Annotated in this window: 18 protein-coding genes; 5 read left to right on the top strand and 13 right to left on the bottom strand. The window is 60.3% G+C overall.

Going from position 1 to position 21,052, the window contains the following annotated elements:
* Window positions 1-47 precede the first annotated feature (47 nt).
* On the top strand, window positions 48-3,608 hold the full coding sequence (locus DOM27_RS03630) for a hypothetical protein (RefSeq protein ID WP_110654664.1): 3,561 nt from the start codon (window positions 48-50) through the stop codon (window positions 3,606-3,608).
* A gap of 34 nt (window positions 3,609-3,642) precedes the next feature.
* Complete coding sequence (locus tag DOM27_RS03625; RefSeq protein WP_110654663.1) at window positions 3,643-4,692, top strand: EscU/YscU/HrcU family type III secretion system export apparatus switch protein; 1,050 nt, start codon at window positions 3,643-3,645, stop codon at window positions 4,690-4,692.
* Window positions 4,693-4,707: 15 nt separating this feature from the next.
* Here the strand turns inward: DOM27_RS03625 and DOM27_RS03620 are convergent, their stop codons facing one another.
* On the bottom strand, window positions 4,708-5,286 hold the full coding sequence (locus DOM27_RS03620) for a TetR/AcrR family transcriptional regulator (RefSeq protein ID WP_110654662.1): 579 nt from the start codon (window positions 5,284-5,286) through the stop codon (window positions 4,708-4,710).
* A gap of 178 nt (window positions 5,287-5,464) precedes the next feature.
* Here DOM27_RS03620 and DOM27_RS03615 point away from each other — a divergent pair, with 178 nt between their 5' ends.
* The gene (locus DOM27_RS03615; protein ID WP_110654661.1) at window positions 5,465-6,700 is read left to right on the top strand and encodes an MFS transporter; all 1,236 of its coding nucleotides are present in this window, start codon (window positions 5,465-5,467) and stop codon (window positions 6,698-6,700) included.
* Between the two features lie 28 nt (window positions 6,701-6,728).
* On the opposite strand, the gene DOM27_RS03610 is transcribed toward DOM27_RS03615, so the two are convergent.
* The 11 genes from DOM27_RS03610 to DOM27_RS03555 form a co-directional block, all read right to left on the bottom strand.
* Window positions 6,729-7,388: a tellurite resistance TerB family protein gene (locus DOM27_RS03610; RefSeq protein WP_110654660.1), complete on the bottom strand. Its 660-nt coding sequence runs from the start codon at window positions 7,386-7,388 to the stop codon at window positions 6,729-6,731.
* A gap of 172 nt (window positions 7,389-7,560) precedes the next feature.
* Entirely contained in the window at window positions 7,561-9,102 is a 1,542-nt protein-coding gene (locus tag DOM27_RS03605; RefSeq protein WP_245392571.1) for a phospholipase D family protein, read from the bottom strand.
* 103 nt (window positions 9,103-9,205) lie between these two features.
* Window positions 9,206-9,826 carry an NUDIX hydrolase gene (locus DOM27_RS03600; protein WP_110654658.1) on the bottom strand — a complete coding sequence of 207 codons (621 nt, stop codon included), beginning with the start codon at window positions 9,824-9,826 and terminating at the stop codon, window positions 9,206-9,208.
* Between the two features lie 159 nt (window positions 9,827-9,985).
* Complete coding sequence (locus DOM27_RS03595) at window positions 9,986-10,750, bottom strand: hypothetical protein (protein ID WP_110654657.1); 765 nt, start codon at window positions 10,748-10,750, stop codon at window positions 9,986-9,988.
* Window positions 10,751-11,108: 358 nt separating this feature from the next.
* Complete coding sequence (nrdF, locus tag DOM27_RS03590) at window positions 11,109-12,089, bottom strand: class 1b ribonucleoside-diphosphate reductase subunit beta (RefSeq protein WP_110654928.1); 981 nt, start codon at window positions 12,087-12,089, stop codon at window positions 11,109-11,111.
* Window positions 12,090-12,314: 225 nt separating this feature from the next.
* Complete coding sequence (nrdE, locus tag DOM27_RS03580) at window positions 12,315-14,492, bottom strand: class 1b ribonucleoside-diphosphate reductase subunit alpha (RefSeq protein ID WP_245392570.1); 2,178 nt, start codon at window positions 14,490-14,492, stop codon at window positions 12,315-12,317.
* Entirely contained in the window at window positions 14,474-14,878 is a 405-nt protein-coding gene (gene nrdI / locus DOM27_RS03575) for a class Ib ribonucleoside-diphosphate reductase assembly flavoprotein NrdI (RefSeq protein WP_110654654.1), read from the bottom strand. Before nrdI ends, nrdE begins: the two co-directional genes overlap by 19 nt.
* A gap of 82 nt (window positions 14,879-14,960) precedes the next feature.
* Window positions 14,961-15,185, bottom strand: coding sequence for a glutaredoxin-like protein NrdH (nrdH, locus tag DOM27_RS03570; protein WP_071230919.1), 225 nt, complete (start codon window positions 15,183-15,185; stop codon window positions 14,961-14,963).
* Window positions 15,186-15,550: 365 nt separating this feature from the next.
* On the bottom strand, window positions 15,551-16,453 hold the full coding sequence (gnd, locus tag DOM27_RS03565) for a phosphogluconate dehydrogenase (NAD(+)-dependent, decarboxylating) (RefSeq protein WP_110654653.1): 903 nt from the start codon (window positions 16,451-16,453) through the stop codon (window positions 15,551-15,553).
* Window positions 16,454-16,564: 111 nt separating this feature from the next.
* Window positions 16,565-17,773, bottom strand: a complete 1,209-nt coding sequence (ubiM, locus tag DOM27_RS03560) for a 5-demethoxyubiquinol-8 5-hydroxylase UbiM (RefSeq protein WP_223162264.1) — start codon at window positions 17,771-17,773, stop codon at window positions 16,565-16,567.
* A gap of 168 nt (window positions 17,774-17,941) precedes the next feature.
* Window positions 17,942-18,130, bottom strand: a complete 189-nt coding sequence (locus DOM27_RS03555) for a hypothetical protein (RefSeq protein WP_110654652.1) — start codon at window positions 18,128-18,130, stop codon at window positions 17,942-17,944.
* Window positions 18,131-18,399: 269 nt separating this feature from the next.
* Between DOM27_RS03555 and DOM27_RS03550 the strand changes: the two genes are divergently transcribed.
* Window positions 18,400-18,864 (top strand): DUF2501 domain-containing protein, encoded by a 465-nt coding sequence (locus tag DOM27_RS03550; protein WP_157956704.1) that lies wholly within the window; start codon window positions 18,400-18,402, stop codon window positions 18,862-18,864.
* A gap of 91 nt (window positions 18,865-18,955) precedes the next feature.
* Here the strand turns inward: DOM27_RS03550 and DOM27_RS03545 are convergent, their stop codons facing one another.
* Window positions 18,956-19,849, bottom strand: coding sequence for a LysR family transcriptional regulator (locus DOM27_RS03545; RefSeq protein ID WP_110654650.1), 894 nt, complete (start codon window positions 19,847-19,849; stop codon window positions 18,956-18,958).
* A 141-nt stretch (window positions 19,850-19,990) separates the two neighbouring features.
* Here DOM27_RS03545 and DOM27_RS03540 point away from each other — a divergent pair, with 141 nt between their 5' ends.
* Window positions 19,991-20,968, top strand: a complete 978-nt coding sequence (locus DOM27_RS03540) for a TDT family transporter (protein WP_110654649.1) — start codon at window positions 19,991-19,993, stop codon at window positions 20,966-20,968.
* Window positions 20,969-21,052: the final 84 nt, after the last annotated feature.

The raw sequence follows: 21,052 nt of genomic DNA, 5'->3' as shown, positions 1-21,052 counted from the left end.
GATCGACCGTCGGTGTCTCCCAGCCAACGTCCCAGAGAGAAAACTCGATGCGCGTCAACGATGAAGTCACCCTGGACAAGAGCATCATGCCTTCCGGTATCAATCCGGCCTTTTCTTCCATTCTCAAGCTGGCACAGAAGCTGGCCGAGCGGAATGACGACGCCAAGAAAGAGAGCCTCGAGCCGGGAAGCCAGGATTACGAGAACACGCTGAATTCGCTGGCGACGGACATGGCGGATGGCATCGATATCGACAAACGCAAGGTATCACCGCTGACTGGCGATGCCGCCAAGCAGTTTCAGAAACTCGTTTCGGCCGAATTGAACGCCCAGCATGGGCGCGGCGACAAGGCGGACCTGGGCGCGGCAATCGACAAGGCCAAGGATGCGCTATTCGATCGTATCGGCAACGCGCTGGGCGATCTTGGTAAGGACGGCGCCGGCAAGAGTGCTGACAAGGGCCTCGACGTCTTCGAGGGCTACTGGAAGCGCCATGGCGGTGAAGAGGCGGCCGGCGACGCCGGTTATGACGCCTACAAGGAATTCTTGAGCACCCATACGCTGATCGACAATCCGGATTACGAGGACAACCTCAACGCCCTCGCCCTGGGGATGTCGGGCGGCACGCTGACAGACAGCCGGAACATCCTCCATCTGGACAGCTCCGACACGCTCTCCCAGCTCTACAAGAACCTGATCAAGGACCGGATCGGTCAGGGCGATGACACTCAGGAAGCCATGGATCGCGTCAACGACGACCTGCGCTCGCGCATCGATAGCGTCGGCGGTGGTGATGTCACCAATGTCTTCGACGGTTACTGGGACCGCCATGGCGGCGAAGACGATGCCAAGGCACTGGCCGAGGAGAGCTATCTGGCCAATCGCGACGAGGCCGATATTGCTTACGACGATACGCTGAACTCGCTCTCATCCGACATGGCCGAAGGCATCGATATCGACAATCGTACGGTGACACCGCTGACCGGGGGCGCCAGCGAGCAGTTCGGCCACCTGGTGGAATATCTACTCAATCAGCAACGTGAACGCGGCGAAGCACCGGATCTGCAATCTGCGATCGACGACGCCAAGAGCGATTTGCTTGACCGCACCGGCAACGCACTAAGCAATACCGGAAAAGATAGCGATGACGGTCTCAACGTCTTCAACGGCTACTGGGAGCGTCACGGCGGCAAGAACGATGCCATCGACGCCGGCTACGCGGCTTACGACGATTTCCTCGCCGATACCACGCTGACCGACAATCCGAGCTATGAGGACAATCTCAACGCGCTGGCCTCCGCCATGGCGGGTGGCACGCTCACCGATACGCGCAACATCCTGCATATCGACAGCTCCGACACGCTGTCTCAGCTCTACCAGAACCTGATCGACAGCAAGATTAAAGATGGCGTCAGCCCGAGCGATGCCGTGACCCAGGTCAACGACGATCTGCGCGCGCGCATCGGCAGTGCCGCGGGCGACGATGGCGACAAGGTCACCAACGTCTTCGACGGTTACTGGTCGAAGCACGGCGGTGAGACCAATACCCAACGCCTCGCCGACAACGCAGAGCTCGATACCGCGCGTCGTGATCACGATCTGCCAACCTTCAGCGACGTCGACATTCAGGCGATGGAGACCAGCGAAACCGACCCCGACGACAGCTCACGCAAGCTGACGGTCAGTGAACTGACCTGGCAGAATCTGATCAAGGACTGGAAGACGGGCATCGAGGACGGCAGCATCGACAAGAACGATGAGCGCGCTCAATTTTACCGAGCCCTGCGCGCCCAGGGCGCGCTCGAAAACGGTCTGGACCTGGTCGGACTCGACATCTCCGAGGGGCTGAGTCTCGATCACGCTAGCGGCGACGATCTGTCATCGATCGTCGATGGCGAAAAACTCGATGCCCGGCTTGGCGACCTGTTTGCCTCCGACGCCGTGCAGAAGGATTACGCAGGGGCGCAGAAAGGTGCCATCGACAAGGTCACCCACAAGGATGATATCGCCTCTCAGCTGGAGGAAACGGCGTTCAGCGAGGCATACATCGATTACATCAACGACCTGCGCGAGAGCGGCCAGAGCGAGCTCGCCGAAGAGGATATTTCGAAGACCTACAATGCCCTCGCTGCGCTATTCCCGGCGACCGACGAGACCGACAAGGCAGCTGAGTTTGCCCAGAACCTGCAGGTCGATTCGATGGTCACCGATCTCGACGACCTGATCGCCAACCCCGACCAGATCAACGACGCCAATACCGCCACCGCGACTCAGGACGTGGTCAAGACCGTTCTGACCGCGCTCAAACGCGCGGGCGTCGATATTCCACGACGCACGGCGGAGACGATCGACAAGTTCGTCAACGAATACCTCAACGATCAGCAGACGGCGAAGAACTTCGGCAAAGCGCTGCAGGAGCTCGGGGATCGCTTCCAGAAAAATGGCTCGATCACCCAAAAGGACATCGACGGCCTGATGAAGAATGGCGTCTACAAGGCGCTCAACGAAAAGACCAACGGCGGGATGATGTCGCTGATCGGCACGCTCAACAGCAACGGGGCGCTGGGTTCGGCCGGCGGTCTGATCTCGCTCGCCTCCGGCATCTACCAGCTGGCAGGCAAGGGTGGTTCACTCGCTGATACCACCGAGGGGCGCATGGCGATCGCCAAGGAATTCATCAGCTTCTTCGGCGCCAGCCAGCATTTCGTCAATCTCGGTAGCAACATCATCGACAAGGTTAATGGCACCAACGTCAACGCCATGTTGGGCCTCGACAAGACGCTGCCGCAGATCTGGGGCGACGACAAGGTCAAGGGTAAGGCACCCGCTCCCACCCCCCATACGTGGGAGCGCTTCAGCGACAACATGCAGCAGATCATCAAGGATGCTCCCGTCGGCGATCAGGAGACCCTGGCCAAGAAACTGGATATCTCCTATGACGACGCCGGGAAAGTCGTCAAAGGCGCCAAGGACGGATTCGCCAAGAACCCGGCATTGCCTGACGCCACCACGACGACACGCTCCGTCAGCTCCTTCCTGAGGGTTCTGGATGGCGCAGCCAACTCGGCCACCGGCGCGCTGGATATCGCGCTCGGCGGGCTGATGATCAAGCGCGGCGCGGATAGTGGCGATGGCGCCACCATCGGCCAGGGCGCCGTGACCGTCGCCGCCGGTGCCTTCGGCCTTGCCGGCGGCGCTTCCTCACTCGCGGCGCTCAAGGGTATTGCCGTCGCTCGCGCCGCCACCGGCCCGCTTTTCTGGGTATCCGCCGCATTGACGCTCGCGACGTTGCCGTTCTCCATCGTGCAGGACATCAAGCGCACCAACGCACTCGAGGGCCATGAAGCCGATCTCAAGGATCTCTTCACGTCTCTGGACGAGGACGGCCTGCTGACCGAAGATGGCTTGAGCCGCTACGAGTTTCTCGAAGATTACATGCAGAACTACGGCCAGCGGGATGCTCCGGACGACGTAAGTATTTTCGAGTACCGCAGCGACGAGTACGAATTCTACGTCCAGGAAGGACACTTGCCTGAATCGGGCTGGGACGATTTCGATCATGAAGATTACGCCGGCGACGGCAGCAACCTCGAAACCCAAATGGCTTGAGACTCTGCAGAAACCGACATGACACCATGAGCGCATGAGCGAGCAACCTTCCGAAGAGAAGACACTACCGCCATCGACGAAGAAACTTCGCGATGCGCGCAAAAAGGGCCAGGTCTCCAAAAGCGCGGACCTGGTCACGGCGATGGTAATGCTGGCCAGCACGCTGTACCTCGCGGTCAGTGCCAGCGACATCATCGCGCGCGTTCAGGACCTGCTCGACATGACAGCGCGGCTCTACACCGAACCCTTCGACTCGCTGTGGCCGCGGCTGGTGGCGCAGGCGGGAGAAGTTCTGCTGCTGTCGGTGGTGCCGCTGGTGGCACTCACTTTCGTGATCATCGTACTGACCAATATCGTGGTCTCGCAGGGCTTCGTCTTCGCCACCGAACCGGTGCTGCCCAAGGCGGAGAAGATAGACCCGATACAGGGTTTCAAGCGTATCTTCTCGGTGCGCGGCCTAACCGAGTTTCTGAAGTCGCTTTTCAAGATGCTGGCCCTGGCCGTTGCGCTGATCATCGTGTACCGGCTCGGTCTGCAATCGCTGATGGAATCCTCCAGCTGCGGCTTCGGTTGCATCCAGGGCACTTTCATCGATCTATTGCAGCCACTGGTCATCACCGCGCTGATCGCGTTTCTGCTGGTCGGCGGCTTCGACGTGATGTTGCAGCGCTGGCTGTTTCGGCGGGACCAGCGCATGACCAAGACCGAGCAGAAGCGCGAACGCAAGGATCAGGAAGGCGATCCGACGATGAACCAAGAGCGCCGCAAACGTCGCCGTGAAATGCATCAGTTGAATGCCAAGGTCGGCGTACAACATGCCTCGATGATGATCGGCACCGAAGATGGATGGTTGGTTGGCATCCGCTATGTGCGTGGCGAAACACCAGTGCCGCTGGTCACCTGCAAGGCAGATCCGTCACAGGCGGCCGATCTACTGACAAGCTCGATTCCCCGTCATATTCCCCGGGCGGCAGATGCCGAGCTGGCCGAGAGCATTGCCAGACGTGCCGGCAATGGGGAGCCGATTCCCGATGGTACCTTCCAGTCCGTCGCCGACCTGCTGGTGGCAGCCAAGCTGATATGAGATTCAACGGACTTGTCAGTGGCTTGCCACCCCGGATTCACCTTCTTTCAGCGTGCAGTCAATCCAACGCTGCAGATTGTGGGCCGTTGCCGAATCTCGATCATAGAGCAGGCGATAAGTCATCGGCGCGACCACGCCATCGATGAGCCTCCGGACCGGCGGCGGCGTCTCGCCGCGTGAAATGGCCCGGTCGTGCAACGCTTCCATCAGTGATTCGCTGTAACGGCAGCAGCGTTCTCGACGCTCGCTATCGGCGCTGGCCATGACGTCGTTGAGCGCCCGCTGCCCCGGTACCGAGACCATCTCCTCGAGATACTGTTGGCCCCAGGCCAGCAGATCGCCGGCCAGAGTGCCGGTGTCGGCCGGATCATCGTCGGACCGCATTCGCTCCACCGACACGTCGGCGACCAGCTCCGACAGATTGCCCCAGCGGCGATAGATCGTCGACGGCGTGACCCCGGCGCGCTCGGCAATTTGCGGTACCGTCAGCTCGTCTCGGGTTTTCACGGCCTGCAGCTCGCGAACGGCCTGATGAACCGCTTCCTGTACGCGAGCGCTGCGCCCGCCGGGTCTAACGGCTTCCTTGATCGCCATGATTCTCCACGCTAGCGCTGTGCGGTGACACCTGAAGGGAATGAAATCTGCTGTGATGAAAGCCGGTACAAGTAGAACGCATCGATATGACCGATGACAAACGCAAAGAGTTTGCTTTATTCATCGTCCAGGCCCAGACTACCATTAACGCAAAATTTTAGCATTAACGGACCTTTTCATGTCACCGCCTACACCCTCCAGCTCGACCAATGTCTACCCCACGCCCAGGCTCGGTTCGCTGGTCTACTACGCGGTATTGATGGTGACGTTTCTCGCGGCCTCGAGCGCCCCGACACCGCTGTATCAGATCTATCAGTCGACCTGGCATTTCTCGACCACCTGGTTGACGCTGGTCTTCGCCAGTTACGTGTTCGCACTGTTGCTGGCGCTACTGACCACTGGCTCGTTGTCGGACTACATTGGCCGGCGCCCGGTCGTGGCTATCGCCATCGTGGGGGAGATCCTGTCGTTGGGGCTGTTTCTGGTCGCCGACGGGCTGATGTGGATACTGGCGGCGCGAATCCTGCAAGGTATCGCCACCGGTGTCGTGACCAGTGCATTGGCAGCGGCGATGCTCGACAGCGACCACAATCGCGGTCCGGTACTGGCAAGCATCGCACCGCTGTCCGGGATGGGGATCGGCGCGCTCATTGCCGGCCTGCTGGTCACCTACGCCCCGGCGCCAATGCGCCTGGTCTATGGGGTCCTGATCATCATGCTCGTCATCATGGGGCTCTGCCTGCGTCGAATTCCGGAGAGCGTGACGCCGCGCCCCGGCGCTCTGGCAGCACTCCGTCCCCGCGCGACGATCCCGCCGGCCGTGCGTAGCCCGCTGTTTCGGGTCATTCCGGCAGTGGTCTCTTCCTGGGCGCTGGGCGGCTTTTCACTGTCGCTGGGCCCGACGCTGGTGGAAACGATCAGCGGCGTTCACAACCCGCTCGTCGGTTGCCTGATCACGTTTCTATTGCCCTTCATCGGCGGTATCAGCGTACTGATCCTGCGCGCCAAGCCGCCCAGATTGGCCGTGCTGCTCGGCACCGCCTGCCTGATCGTCGGCATGCTCGGGCTGCTGTTGGGGGTGTACCTGAAGGCGGTTGCGATCCTGCTGATGGGGACGGCAATCGCCGGTATCGGCTTCGGTGCCGCGTTCATGGGCGCCATGCGTGTTGTCATGCCGCTGGCGCCGCCCACCGAGCGTTCGGCTCTGATGGCTGCGTTCTATGTGATCTGTTACCTGTCGGCCAGCACTTTGGCGCTATGTGGCGGTATTGCGACCCAACATCTCGGCCTGATTCCCACCACTTACGCCTATGGCAGTTTGGTGGCGCTACTGTCGCTCGCGGCGTTTTTCGGCACGCTGACGCAGCGCCAACCCGAGACCAAACCTCGGGCCCGATGCCACAGTCCCGCTTAGCCCCAGTCACGCTTAGCCCCAGTTACGCTTAAACCGACGCGTCCGACGCCTGGCGCTCGAGCGTTCGACAGAGATCGCCATCGAGCTTGAGCGCCGCCGCCAACTGGTCGAGCCAGGCTCGTTCCATCGGATTCTGTTCGTCGACGATAGCCACGCTGGCCAGATAGATCTCGCGCGCCGCCTGTGGCGAATCGACATTACGGGCGATCGCGTCGGCATCCAGCGGCACGGACATCTGTTGTTCGACCCAAGCATGCAGTTCGTCGTCGGCGCCCAGTGCATCGATCTGCTCGGCCAATGCGGCGCGCTCTTCGGCATCGATGTGGCCGTCCGCGCGCGCGGCGGCGATCATCGAGCGCAGAATCAGCAGACTCCGCGTCTCCTGACGTTCGCCGGAGAGCTGTTCCAGCGGCTGATCGGTCTCGGTAGTGGCAGTGGTGGCGGGCGCGGAAGACTTCTCCTGGTGCGCTTGCCAAGCCTTCCACGCCAGCGCTCCGAGGCCGGCCAGTGCACCATATTTGACCGCCTTGCCACCCATGCTGCGGCCGCGCTTGCTGCCGACCAGCATGCCCAACGCGCCGCCGCCTATCAGCGATTTGACGTCGAAGCCACTGCCGCCGCCCTGCACCGACGATTTGTCACCGCCAGCCTGCTTCATGATCTGCGAAAGAATTTTCTGTGCGTTCATGCGGGTCATCGCTCCCTTTCACGCGGGTGGGTCTTGTCCGGATGGGTCGTGTCTTCGTCCATCAGACCGTCGGGCGTCGTGAAGGTTGCCTGATGCCATGAGAGCGGCTCGAAATGGGAGCCGAGAATCATCACCGAGAGCCGCGAATCGCTAACCAAAGCCGTTTTGGCAGCTACAGCAGCCACTCGACCGGCAGTTTCGAAATGAACCAGACCATGCCTCGCTGCCACCACTGCGTATTGGGCTCATGGGTATATATGTCGGTCTTGTCGCCATCCAGCGATATCCACTCCATCTTTCCTTCGCCATTCAGACGCACCCGATATGCTTCCTGAGGAATACGCTCCTCGAACATTGCAGCCATGTCGCCGGCAAGCGCCGGGCTATCGATGACGAATCCCAGCTCGGTATTGAGATTGGCAGAGCGGGGGTCGAAGTTGAATGACCCCACGAAAACCTGATGACCATCGAGCGAGAACGTCTTGGCATGCAGGCTGGCGCCGGAACTCCCCAAGGGCCCCGCCTGGTGCCCAGCATCCGAGCGCTGGCGCTTGAGCTCGTAGAGCGTGACACCGGATTCGAGCAACGCCCGGCGCTGGCTAGCATAGCCGGCGTGCACTGCCAGCACATCGGTGGCGGCCATCGAGTTCGTCAGCACCTGAACCTGGACACCTCGTGCGGCCAACTGCCGGAATATTTCTGTTCCGGCATCGGTAGGCACGAAATAGGGGGATACCAACAGGAATGACCGATTACTGTCGTCGGCAAGATCGAGGATATGGCTCAGCACCAGGCTGCTGGACGACGCCTGCCCCAACCCCTTGGCGGGATCGTCGCTGAACATCTCGACATCGGCCCATTGCAGCAACAGATCGCCGGTCTCCAGTCGCTGGATCAGTCGAGAGTCTTCGAGAGCCTGTCGATAGGCCCGTGCTTCGGGTCCGTTCTCGATTTCTCTGGCCTGTTGCGCCAATGAGCGCTGATCGCTGGCGCCGACACCCTCAAGGACATCAGCGACCGGATACGCGGAGTCGCTGGTCCAATAGCGATCGAAATCGCGGGAGAGATCCTGGACTACGGGCCCGACGGCCAGCACGTCAAGATCCGCGAACAGCACCCCGTCGTCGGCGCCGAAATATTCATCACCGACGTTGCGCCCGCCGACGATCGCGGCCTGGTTGTCGGCAGTGAAGGATTTATTGTGCATCCGTCGGTTGGAACGTGAGAAATCCGTCACGTAGCCCAGCCACTTGAAGCGGCGATGCAGAAACGGATTGAACAGCCGCACTTCGATATTGGGGTTGTCATCGAGTACCGCCAGCGTCGAATCCATTCCTGTCGTGCCGTTGTCGTCCAATAACAGCCGCACTCTCACACCACGATCGGCGGCATCGCGCAGCGCGTCGAGTAGCAACGTGCCGGTCAGATCGTCATGCCAGATGTAGTACTGCACATCCAGCGTACGCTCCGCGGCCCGGGCCAGGAGCATACGTGCCGCAAATGCCTCGCGCGGATCAAGCATCGGGTGGACGCCGCTCTGCCCAATCGCGCCGCGCGACGCGCGAGCCTTGACCGCGCGGCCCAGCGTGGTATCCGCGGTCGTCTCTGCCGACAGGGCGCGGGAAGCGGTGCGTCCTTCCAGGGGAGGTAGCGACGAACACCCTGCCACGCCGCATATTGCCAACGCCATGCTGAGCCAGACTGTCAGCCGCATCCGCGGTTCTCCTAGCGTGAACTCATTCATTATTGGATTCATGCGGCAGAAAATCGACGCAATCGGCCTGGATTCAGGTATCCCAACTTCGGTCGATCCAGCTTCAGTCGATTATCGCCGGCCGATGCGGGTCGGCCAAGTAGGCGAAAGCCTCGACGATGTCCCGCGCGATGACACGAGGCTCCGAGAGCGGCGGCAGCTCGGCGGGCGAAAAATAGGCGGCGTCATGCACTTCATGACCAGGGTCGAGCGGCGCACTGTCGAGCCGCTCGCAGAGGAAGAACAGCTTGTAGAAATCGAGCACATCCGGCGGGTAGGCGTGCTTGGCCTTGTGACGAATGGCGTAGAGTCGTTTGGCCTCGACCGTGACGCCGGCTTCTTCCCACACCTCCTTTACCGTATTCTCGGCGGCCGACAGGCCAATTTCGGCGTAACCGCCGGGCATCGTCCAGCGTCCGTCCATCTTCTCCTTGACCAACAGGATCTTGCCATCGTCGATGATCGCGGCGCGTACATCGATCTTGGGCGTGACATGCCCCTCGCCTTCCCCCAGAGCCAGATTCACACGACCAATGGGGATATCGCCCAGCGCCGCCATCATCGACGTCGCGATCTCGGCGACCTCTTCGTAGCGCTCGCGATCGAACTTGTCGTGGCAGTAGTGCAGTCCGGTATCGGCAAGGGCCGAGAGCCGCTTGGCCCAGACGAGCCATTGATCTTCCATGAGAGGGTTTCCGGTCGCAGAAGGTGGGTGGTAATGCGCATTCGCCTAAAGACTAACAACTGCAAGCGAAGACGTCAGGCAACGGTAGTGATCGGCCGACGAAAAAGCCCTTCCGAAGAAGGGCTTCAACAATAACTCGTGTTGCGGGTTGGCGATCATTCAACCGGCGGCGGGCTCGTCGTCGCCGGTGCGCGGTCCATGCTCAGGCCCACCATGCGGGCCGCGCGGTGGCTGGGTCAGCGCCTCGAACGCGGTGACCTGGTCATCGTTTAGCACCGAGGCGAGTGCGCTATGGCGCTGTTCGAGCAGTTGCTTGAACTGCGCGCCGCGCGGGTCCTGCGCCTCGTCAGCCATCTTGGCATCGGGACGCTTCAACTGATGCAGGCCGTCGAAAAAGGTGCGCTCGGCATTCAGCACCTTGGCGCTCTGGTCCTGATTCAGATCCCAGGTCGCGAATAGCGGCGCATAGCGCTGCTCGAGCTGTGCAGCCATCTGTTCGGGATCCATGCGTGGACCACCATGATGACGCATCATCGAAGGCCGCGGGCGCTCCAGCATCTGGTAGGCGTGCAGCTGTTCATCGGTCAGCACGCCGGCCAACTGCTGACGCTGCTGCTCGAGCAGTGATTGGATCGCCGCGCGACGCTGTTCGGGTTCGGCCTTGTTGTCGCTGTCCTTCGAATCAACGTGCAGTTGTTTGAGACCTGCGCGGAAATCGCTGTCGGCCTGGGCCAGACTGGCCAGCTCGTCTTTGTCGAGATTCCAACTGGCGACCACGGCATCCTTGAGTGGGTTGGCGTGCGTCATCCGTGCTTCGTGGGCAGCCGGCGGCTTGGGTTGTTCGGCGGATGCAGCCAAGGCCAGCGGTGACAAGGTAGAAGCGGCAATGGCTAGCACGATGAGTGACTTTTGATGAAATTTCATGACTTCGACTCCGGTTGCGCACCGAGACACGGTGCAGGAGTACTATCTCGCCGTTTCGTGCAGGCAGTGTGCAGTGAACGTGGAAGGTCGAATCACCAAATCGGCGAAGCCTGACATTGTCTTACTCATTCGTACCGACATGAAAAAACCGCCCGGAGGCGGTTTATCCAGCACGATCAAGACGAATCCCGGAGCTTGGGGGAGCGCTGAAAATATCGGCGAGCGGTTTAAAGCACAAGGCGTACGGAGCACAGGAACCGGAGCCTATGGGGTATAGGTGAGGATTCCGATCGGACCGGCGCCCCGGCACCGCACAACGCAGTGATTTATCCGCGCAGTCATTTATTCAGTGCTTCCCTCAGAATGCCCAGTCGTCGTCTTCCGTACTGACAGTCTTGCCGATGACGTAGGAGGAGCCGGAGCCGGAGAAGAAGTCATGATTCTCGTCGGAGCCCGGCGACAGCGCGGCGAGGATAGCCGGACTGACATCGGTGACACTGGCCGGGAACAGCGCTTCGAAGCCCAGATTCATCAACGCCTTGTTGGCGTTGTAGTGGAGGAACTTCTTGACGTCTTCGGTGAAGCCAACGTCGTCGTAGAGCGACTCGGTGTACTTGACTTCGTTGTCGTAGAGTTCGTGCAGCAGCTCGTAAGCGTAGATCTTGACCTCTTCCTGACGTTCCGCCGGCAGCTTGGCCAGCTGACGCTGGAACTTGTAGCCGATGTAGTAACCGTGGATCGCTTCGTCGCGAATGATCAGACGAATCAAATCAGCGGTATTGGTCAGCTTGGCGCGGCTCGACCAGTACATCGGCAGATAGAAGCCAGAGTAGAACAGGAACGACTCCAGGAAGGTGCTGGCGACTTTACGCATCAGCGGGTCTTCGGCACGATAGCGTTCAAGAATCAGCTCGGCCTTCTTCTGCAGGAACGGGTTTTCTTCGCTCCAGCGATAGGCGTCGTCGACATCGCGCGTGGTACACAGCGTCGAGAAGATCGAGCTGTAGGAGCGCGCGTGGACCGACTCCATGAAGCTGATGTTGGTGATAACCGCCTCTTCATGGGCGGTTACCGCATCCTCGATCAGTGCCGGCGCGCCCACCGTTCCCTGAATGGTGTCGAGCAACGTGAGACCGGTAAAAACGCGGATCGTCAGTTGCTGCTCCTTCTCCGTCAGCGTATTCCAGGCGGGAATGTCGTTGGAGAGCGGAATCTTCTCCGGCAGCCAGAAGTTGCCGGTCAGGCGGTTCCAGACGTCCAGATCCTTGTCGTCCTGGAGACGGTTCCAGTTGATCGCGTCGACCCGATTCAGATGACGGGCGGCAGAGGTAGCGGGCATATCCATGGGAGTGCTCTCGTTCGGTTGGCGCCGAGCCTTTACTCGGCGCGTCGCTCGATTGAATCAAAACTACGCGGCAATCGACTATGACATCATCACTCGCCAAATTGGCGAGCGATGGTCAGGCAAGGCGAAAGTCGGCGAGAACGCGGAGTTTACGGGTGTAAATGAGCATTTCGAGCCGGCTTTCAACACAGCATGGCCGAGCGCAGCCATTTGGCACCGTTACAGCGTGCAGGAAACGCAGCCTTCCACCTCGGTGCCTTCCAGCGCGGCCTGACGCAGACGAATGTAATAGATCGTCTTGATACCTTTGCGCCAGGCGTAGATCTGCGCCTTGTTGACGTCGCGGGTGGTCGCCGTATCGCGAAAGAACAGCGTCAGCGACAGGCCCTGGTCGACGTGCTGCGTCGCCTCGGCGTAAGTATCGATGATCTTCTCCGGACCGAGCTCGTAGGCGTCCTGGTAGAACTCCTGGTTGTCGTCGGTCAGATACGGCGCCGGGTAGTAGACGCGACCCAGCTTGCCTTCCTTGCGGATTTCGACCTTGGACGTCACCGGGTGGATGCTCGAGGTGGAGTTGTTGATATACGAGATCGAACCGGTCGGCGGGATCGCCTGCAGGTTACGGTTGAACAGCCCATGGGCCATGACCGATGCCTTCAGCTCCCGCCAGTCGTCCTGGGCCGGAATCTCGATACCACTCTTCTCGAACAGCCCGCGCACTTTCTCGGTCTTCGGCTCCCACGCCTGCTCGGTGTACTTGTCGAAGTACTCACCGCTGGCATAGGTCGATTTTTCGAAGCCGGCAAAGCGCTTGTCGCGCTCGATAGCGATGCGGTTGGAAGCGCGAATGGCGTGAAACGCGATGGTATAGAAGTAGATGTTGGTGAAATCCAACCCTTCTTCCGAACCGTAGAGGATGTGCTCACGCGCCAGATAACCGTGCAGGTTCATCTGCCCCAGGCCGATGGCGTGCGATTTGGCGTTGCCTTCGGCGATCGACGGCACCGAGGTAATGTTGCTCATCTCGGAGACCGCGGTCAGACCGCGAATGGCCGCTTCCACCGTGGTACCGAAGTTCGGCGAATCCATGGTCTTGGCGATGTTGAGCGAGCCCAGGTTGCAGGAGATATCCTCGCCGATCTGACGATAGCCGAGATCGTCGTCGTATTCGGTCGGCGTGTTGACCTGCAGAATCTCCGAGCACAGGTTCGACATGTTGATCCGGCCGTGGATCGGGTTGGCGCGATTGACCGTGTCTTCGAACATCAGATACGGATAGCCGGATTCGAACTGCAGCTCGGCGATGGTCTGGAACAGCTCGCGGGCGTTGATCTTCTTCTTGCGGATACGCCCGTCGGCGACCATCTCTTCGTACTTCTCGGTGACGCTGATGTCACCAAAGGGTACGCCATAGATGTGCTCGACGTCGTAGGGCGAGAACAGATACATGTCCTCGTTGCGCTTGGCCAACTCGAAGGTGATGTCCGGCATCACGATGCCCAGCGACAGCGTCTTGATGCGAATCTTCTCGTCGGCGTTCTCGCGCTTGGTGTCGAGGAATCGCAGGATGTCCGGGTGGTGCGCGTTGAGATAGACCGCACCCGCGCCCTGACGCGCGCCCAGCTGGTTGGCGTAGGAGAAGGCGTCTTCGAGCATCTTCATGATCGGAATGATGCCGGAGGACTGATTCTCGATACGCTTGATGGGGGCACCGGATTCGCGCACGTTGGAGAGCGAAAACGCCACGCCGCCGCCGCGTTTGGAGAGCTGCAACGCTGAGTTGATCGAGCGCCCGATGGACTCCATGTTGTCTTCGATGCGTAGCAGGAAGCACGACACCAGTTCACCGCGCTGACGCTTGCCGCAGTTGAGGAAGGTCGGCGTCGCCGGCTGGAAGCGGCCATGAATGATCTCTTCGACCAACTGCTTGGCCAGCGTTTCGTCGCCTCGAGCCAGGCTCAACGCGACCATGCAGACACGGTCTTCGAAACGTTCGAGATAGCGTTTGCCGTCGAAGGTCTTGAGCGTGTAGCTGGTGTAGTACTTGAACGCGCCCAGAAAGCTCTGGAAGCGAAACTTCGCCGCATAGGCCTGATCGAACAACGCGGTGACGAAGCTGAAATCGTATTGATCGAGCACGCTCTGCTCGTAGTAGCTTTCTTCCACCAGGTAGTCGAGCTTTTCCTTCAGCGAGTGAAAGAACACCGTATTCTGGTTCACGTGCTGCAGGAAATACTGACGCGCCGCTTCACGGTCCTTGTCGAGCTGCAGATGGCCGTCGGCATCGTACAGATTCAACATGGCGTTGAGCGCGTGGTAGTCGAGCGCCTTGGCATTGTGTTCGGCGCCGGCGGCGGGGCGTGCGGCCGTACCGGTATCTAGGCTGAGCGTTTCCAAAATTCGGTCACTCCTGCGACGACTCGATGAACATCTTCGACAGTGCCCATCAGTTCAAAACGATAGAGAAGCGGTACCTGACACTTTTGCGCAACGACTCGCCCAGCCAGACCGAAGGACTCGCCGAAGTTGGTATTGCCGCCGGCGATCACGCCGCGAATCAGGGACCGGTTGTGTTCGTCATTCAGAAAGCGAATGACTGGCGCGGGTACCGCAGAGCGCGGGTCGCCATCGCCGTAGGTCGGTACAACGAGAATATAGGGTTCTTCAACCTGCAGGGGTGGGTCGCTTCGGTTAAGCGGAATCCGGTTTGCCGGTAGACCTAGCTTCTCGACGAAGCGCCGTGTATTGCCTGATTTGGTCGAGAAATAGACCAGCCCAGCCATGACGGCTCTCCTGCGCCCTGCGCGGCTTTCGGCAGCGCGGAATCCAGTTCCGCACTAGCCTGACAAATTCGAAAGGGCCGGATCAGGCAACCAGCGTGCTGATCTTGTCCGGACGGAAACCGGCCCAGTGATCTTCACCCGCCACCACCACGGGGACCTGGCGATAACCCAGATTCTGGACACGCTGCATCGCATCGGCGTCTTGCGTCAGGTCGACCACGGTATAGTCGATTCCCTGCTTGTCCAGGGCACGATAAGTGGCGTTGCACTGGACGCAGGCAGGTTTGCTATAGATCGTGATGCTCATGATAACCATCCTTGACAGGTAAAGACGCCCACCGACGACCGATGGTGCAGGCTTGGCAGCGTGGAAATCCCGGTTTGCTTACCGCGTCCGCTGCTTCTGGAAAACACTATATATGGTAGCCCACCCATTTTCCAAGCATAGATGTGGTCTTTTTCTGTGACTTTCCTGTGGACAATTTAAAGCTCCCGCGGAGCCCGCATGGTAGCTCGCCTCACGCCATGTCAAGGGTCAAAAAGTCTCGTCTCGGAACGCAAAACGCGCCGATGGCTTGTGCCATTCGGCGCGTCGAGACACTACATCTGGTAGCAGGAAAAGATCGAGCAGACAGCCGACGAAGCTCGATCCGGTCATGAAGCAGCGCCAGACTAGTCCTTCTTGATCGCGTGACCACCAAACTCGTTACGCATGGCGGATAGCAGTTTGTCGCCGTAGGAGTCCTGTTCGCGGGAACGCAGACGCTCGAGCAGCGACAGCGTGATCACCGGTGCGCTGACGTCGAGTTCGATGGCTTCGGCCACGGTCCAACGACCTTCACCCGAGTCCGCCACGTACGGTGCGATGCCCTCGAGCGACGGATCCTTTCCCAGCGCGTCGGCGGTCAGGTCGAGCAGCCAGGAGCGCACCACGCTGCCATGGCGCCATATCTCGGCGACCTGATGCAGATCGAGATCGAAATCCTTGCGCTCCATGATCGCGAAACCTTCGGCATAGGCCTGCATCATGCCGTACTCGATGCCATTGTGGACCATCTTGGTAAAGTGACCGGAACCGCTGGGGCCGACATGCCCCCAGCCCTTGTCGGCAGCCGGCGCCAGGGTCTCGAACAGCGGCTTGAGTGACTCGACGATGGACGTCTCGCCCCCCACCATCATGCTGTAGCCTTCCTGAAGCCCCCAGACGCCACCACTGGTGCCGACATCGACGTAATGAAGATGATGCTCGCGCAGCGTCTCGGCCCGGCGCACGGTGTCCTTGTACATCGAGTTGCCACCGTCGATCACGATGTCGTCCTTAGACAACATCGGTTCGAGCTCGGCGATGAGCTTGTCCACCAGCGGGCCGGCGGGAACCATCAGCCAGACGATTCTGGGCGACGGCAGAGCCCCGACCGCTGCGGCCAGCGATGTCGACGGCTCGATGCCCTTTTCCGCCGCGCTGGCGGTCGCCTCCTCGCTGGGGTCGCAACCCACCACGCGGTGCCCGTCGCGCACCAGCCGCTCGGCCATGTTGGCGCCCATGCGCCCGAGTCCCACCATTGCAAGATCCATACGAACTCCTCTTGAGAGAAAGACGGAGAAAGGCGAAGACAGATATCGCCCGTCGGGTTCCGTTCCGCAGTCTCGTGTCGAATACCGTGCGCTATCCAGTATCGAATACCGCTAATCCGACGACCGCATCAAATGACCGGCTATCAGGCGCTTCACCGGCCAGGCCGCCGCACCGGCTCGCAGCACCGCCTTGCGCAGCAGTTTGGCCGGAACTCGATCATCGGTATATAAACCGACGATAGCCAGGGTCGCGGCGAACAGCGGCGCGGTCGCCAGGCGCTGCTCGCGCTGATAGCGCCTGAGCAGCGATGGCGATGCAATGTCCTGACCCTGCGCACGCGCGGCGCCAATCAGATCCGCCAGCCGCGACAGGCCCTGCAGGCCGAGGTTGAAGCCATGTGCGGTCACCGGGTGCATGCCCACGGCGGCATCGCCGATCAGTGCCTGACGGGGCCCGACGAAACGCTCGGCATAGACGCTGACCAGCGGATAACGGTGCGGCTCGGCGACCCGACGCATCGAACCTAGCCGGCCGCCGAAACGTTGGGTGATATCCCTATTGAACGCCTCGACGCTCAGCGCGAGTTGCTTCTCCATTTCCGCCGGGGACAGCGTCAATACGACCGAGGAACAATGGGTGTCGACCGGCAGCAGCGCCAGTGTCTGGCCATGGCCGAACCACTCCCACGCCGTCTGATCATGAGGTTCATCATGATGCATCCGACAGACCAGCATGTGCTGGCCGTGCTGATAGGTGTGAACGGGAATCCCCATGGCACGGCGCGTGGTGGAAAAACGGCTATCCGCTGCTACCAGCAAAGAGGCATGAATGCGCTCGCCACTATCGAGAACGATATCGACGGCTTCATCGCCTGCCTGGAAGCGCGCGATTTCGTGCTCGTCACGCCACAGGGTCTCGCCCTGTCCGGGAGTCGCCGCCTGCAATGCCGCGTAAGCAGATCGTCGGATCGCCTGATTGGGCACCAGGCAACCCAGTGGCTCGTCTTTGGCAGCATCCGGCGCGATCTGCATCGCAAATAGCGACTGGCCATCGAAAACCTTGGCGCCACGCATCCGGGCGCGTTCGGCCGGCTCGACTCTAGGCCAGACATCGAGCTTGTCGAGGATCTGTCGGGAGGCCCGGGTCAGCGCGATTTCTCGCCCGTCACTGCCGGGTTCCACCATCGCTGATCGCGGCTGGCGATCAATCAGCATGGAACTCACGCCCTGGCGCGACAGCGCATTGGCGAAACACAGGCCGATCGGCCCGCCGCCGACAACGGCAACGTCGACCTGTGTCACAAGGGTTGAATCATCCATGAGTGCCGCTCCCTAGCATCGGTGAGGCGTAACGGTAACGGAAAAGGGCGCCACGGCGTAGCCTCAGCGAGGCACTCCGACGGTTCCGCCATCACTCGAGCCGTCTCCAGACGACGCCAGCTCCGAAAAGCAACGATGTCGGCCAAGCCTATAGACTAATCGTCGAGTTCAGGGCTTCTCGTCATGAACCTTGATGTGGCCCACCTTATCCCTGAAGATTTTCTCTTCGAACTCGACTTCCAGATGCATCTCGCCCTTGGCCCGAACACGATGATACTCCAGACCGCTGAAACTCAATTCCAGATCATCGTCGTACTCTTCGAGCACTTTCCTGAATTCACCCACGGTAATAATCATGACATCTCCTTTTTCGAGGGAACATCGGGTCCCTTCCGATACTCAAAGCCCAGACCATGACGCCGGCTCGGCGTTTCTTCATCGAGCAATGAGATCACCGGAAGGTCGTCATTACCCGATCTTGAACCGTCGGCTGTGGTTAACCTAGCGTAGGACAGCGCTAGCGCGGCGTCTCATCGCCCTATCGTCAACATTTCGTCTCCAGTCGCGATTCGCTTCATCGAGCCCTCTCTTGCATGGGGGTATTTTTTATTCAGGAGTCATATTTGATGAATCTTCGTTTCCTTTCCGCTGCTCTGCTGACCGCCTCCGTCGCGGCCTCGCCGATGGCCTCGGCCTACAGTTTCGATAGCGTCAAGAAAAGCGCTGGCGAGATGATGTCCGGCCAGTCCTCCCAGAGTACGGGCACTGCCAGCGGCGCCTCTCTGCTGAGCGCACTGGGCTCCGGCTCCATGAACCTCGGCAGCATGCAGAACGTCGCCGGCGTCCTCGGCTATTGCCAGGACCAGGGCTATACCGAAAGCGCCACCGACAAGGTCAAGAACGGCCTGCTCGAGAAGATTGGCGGCCAGAGTCAGGCCGAGGAGAACGACAGCTACCAGCAGGGACTGAGCGGGTTGCTCGATGGCGGAAACGGTCAGACTTTCAGCCTGACCAACCTTAAGGACAAGGCAGGTGAGAAGGCCTGCGGCATGATCACGGACAAGGCGATGTCGTCATTCCTTGGCGGCTGATATCAACAACGAGTGATCCGTTGCACCAATACTCGCCCCCGAGAGTGCTTCTCGGGGGCAGGGATGCCCGGTGGCTGGCTGACATCAGAATTCATGTTTCGACACTGTCACCCCGATCTCTGCAGAATCCGATAAATCGCTCGATCAGCGGACTGCGATATTTATCTCGGTGCAGCACCAGACTGAATTCCCGCGTCATTTCCAGCGCCAGCTCGATTTCGACCAGGCGACCATCGTTCAGTGGGTGACGCGCTTCCAACGTGGACAGGCACGTCAATCCCAGCCCGGCTGATGCGGCGTTGATAATCGCCTCCGCCGAGTTTATCTCCAGACTGAGCTCCCATTGCGGCAACTGTGGCGCAATGAAACGCATGAACTGCTCCCGCGTGCCCGATCCCGGCTCTCGTAACAGCCAGGCGTAATCCGCCATCGCCTCGACCTCGACCTTGCCCCGCTGCGCAAGGGGATGATCGGGGGCTGCCGCAATCAGCATACGGTCACGCCGCCAAGGCATGACATGGAAGCGCTCACCGGCAACGCGCCCCTCGATCATGCCGATATCCAGTTCGAACGCTTCCAGCGCCGCGCAGATCGCCGCGCTGTTGGCGATGGTCACCTGCTGATCCCGGTGACCGGTCTCAAGACGAAAATCCCGCAACAACATCGGCAATAACTGATGACCGATCGTGTAGCTGGCGCCGATATGCAGATGCCCGCCGAGGGCATCGTTGTCGAACAGCTGCTCGATGGCATCGCCGCGTGCCAATAGTTCATCCGCCATCGGCAGCAGGCGTCGGCCCTGATCATTGAGATAGAGCCGGTTGCGATGACGGTCGAAAAGCGTTCGCCCGCACTGCTTTTCGAGCTCCGCCAGCGCAATGCTGACCGCCGGCTTGGTCAGAAACAACGTCGCCGCCGCCGTGGTTAGCGTGCGTTCCCGCGCGACGGCAACGAAAACCTGCAACTGCCGGAACGTGATAGCCATCCAAAGCTCCTCGATTTCGTCGCGTGTTCATGCAAAGCCACCAATTTGTTAAATATAACAAAACGAATTGTGAAAAAAGTTAAAATATAACGATAGCTCGAATTGCCATAAGGTGTCTCCATCGCTTCCGAGGAGAAACACATGATCACGATGTCCCAGCGACTTCAGACTGCCCCGACCCCAATGGCCGGTCTGGCGCTGGGCATCTCCAGCCTCGGCTGGAGTTGGGAAGGCTTCGCCCCGCTCGGCGGCGGGGCACAGTTGGCGGGCGCAGCCATCGCTGCGATCCTGCTGCTGATTCTCGGCACCAAGTTCGTGCTTCATCCCCGTCTGCTGCGAGCGGATCTGGCGCATCCCGTCGTCGGTAGCGTGGTACCCACCTTCGCCATGGCGTTGATGGTGGTATCGAAAACCGTAGGAGACTGGATCATGCCGGCGGCTGGCGTCGTGCTCTGGCTCGCCGCGGTAGCGCTCCACCTGAGCTTTCTCGCCGCCTTTGTCGCTCATCGTGCAAAGACCTTCGAACTTCACCATATGGTGCCTGCCTGGTTCGTACCACCGGTGGGTATCATCGTCGCCGACGTGGCATTTCCGGGTGTCGCAGCGCTGCACCCGCTGGCCACAGGCCTGCTCTATTTCGGCATGGCGCTCTATGCGGTTCTGCTGCCAGTGATGATCTATCGGCTGATTTTCGCCGACGAGATTCCCGATCCCGCCAAGCCCACCATCGCCATCATGGCGGCACCCGCGAGTCTGTCGCTGGCGGGTTATCTCACCGTGGTCACCGAACCGAACCCGCTGATGGTCGCACTACTCGCGGGCATCGCCATCCTGATGACCGCCGTGATCTATCTGGCGTTTTTCAAACTTCTGCGACTGCCCTACAGCCCAGGCTACGCCGCCTTCACCTTCCCCATGGTGATTGGCGCCTCGGCACTGGCGAAGACAGCCGGATGGATGCAGGACCATGGCTTCAACGCGCACGATGTCGCCATCATTCACGGTCTGGCGATACTGGAAGTGATCGTTGCCACGGGCATCGTCGGCTACGTCGCCCTGCGCTATCTCGGTTTCTATCTGCATGGCTGGCGCGCTGGCGCCCGGACCCGCACGGTCTGAAAAGTCCCCTGGGCCGAGCCAATAGACCCACGTGGAAGATCGCGGTGGCATGCGCCACACTCGGAAACATGCCGACCTCTCTCA

The sequence above is a fragment of the Salinicola halimionae genome (genome assembly GCF_003206065.1).
GTDB lineage: Bacteria > Pseudomonadota > Gammaproteobacteria > Pseudomonadales > Halomonadaceae > Salinicola > Salinicola halimionae.
The sequence above is the reverse complement of the archived record's forward strand: the minus strand, read 5'-3'. Positions and strand labels throughout refer to the sequence as shown.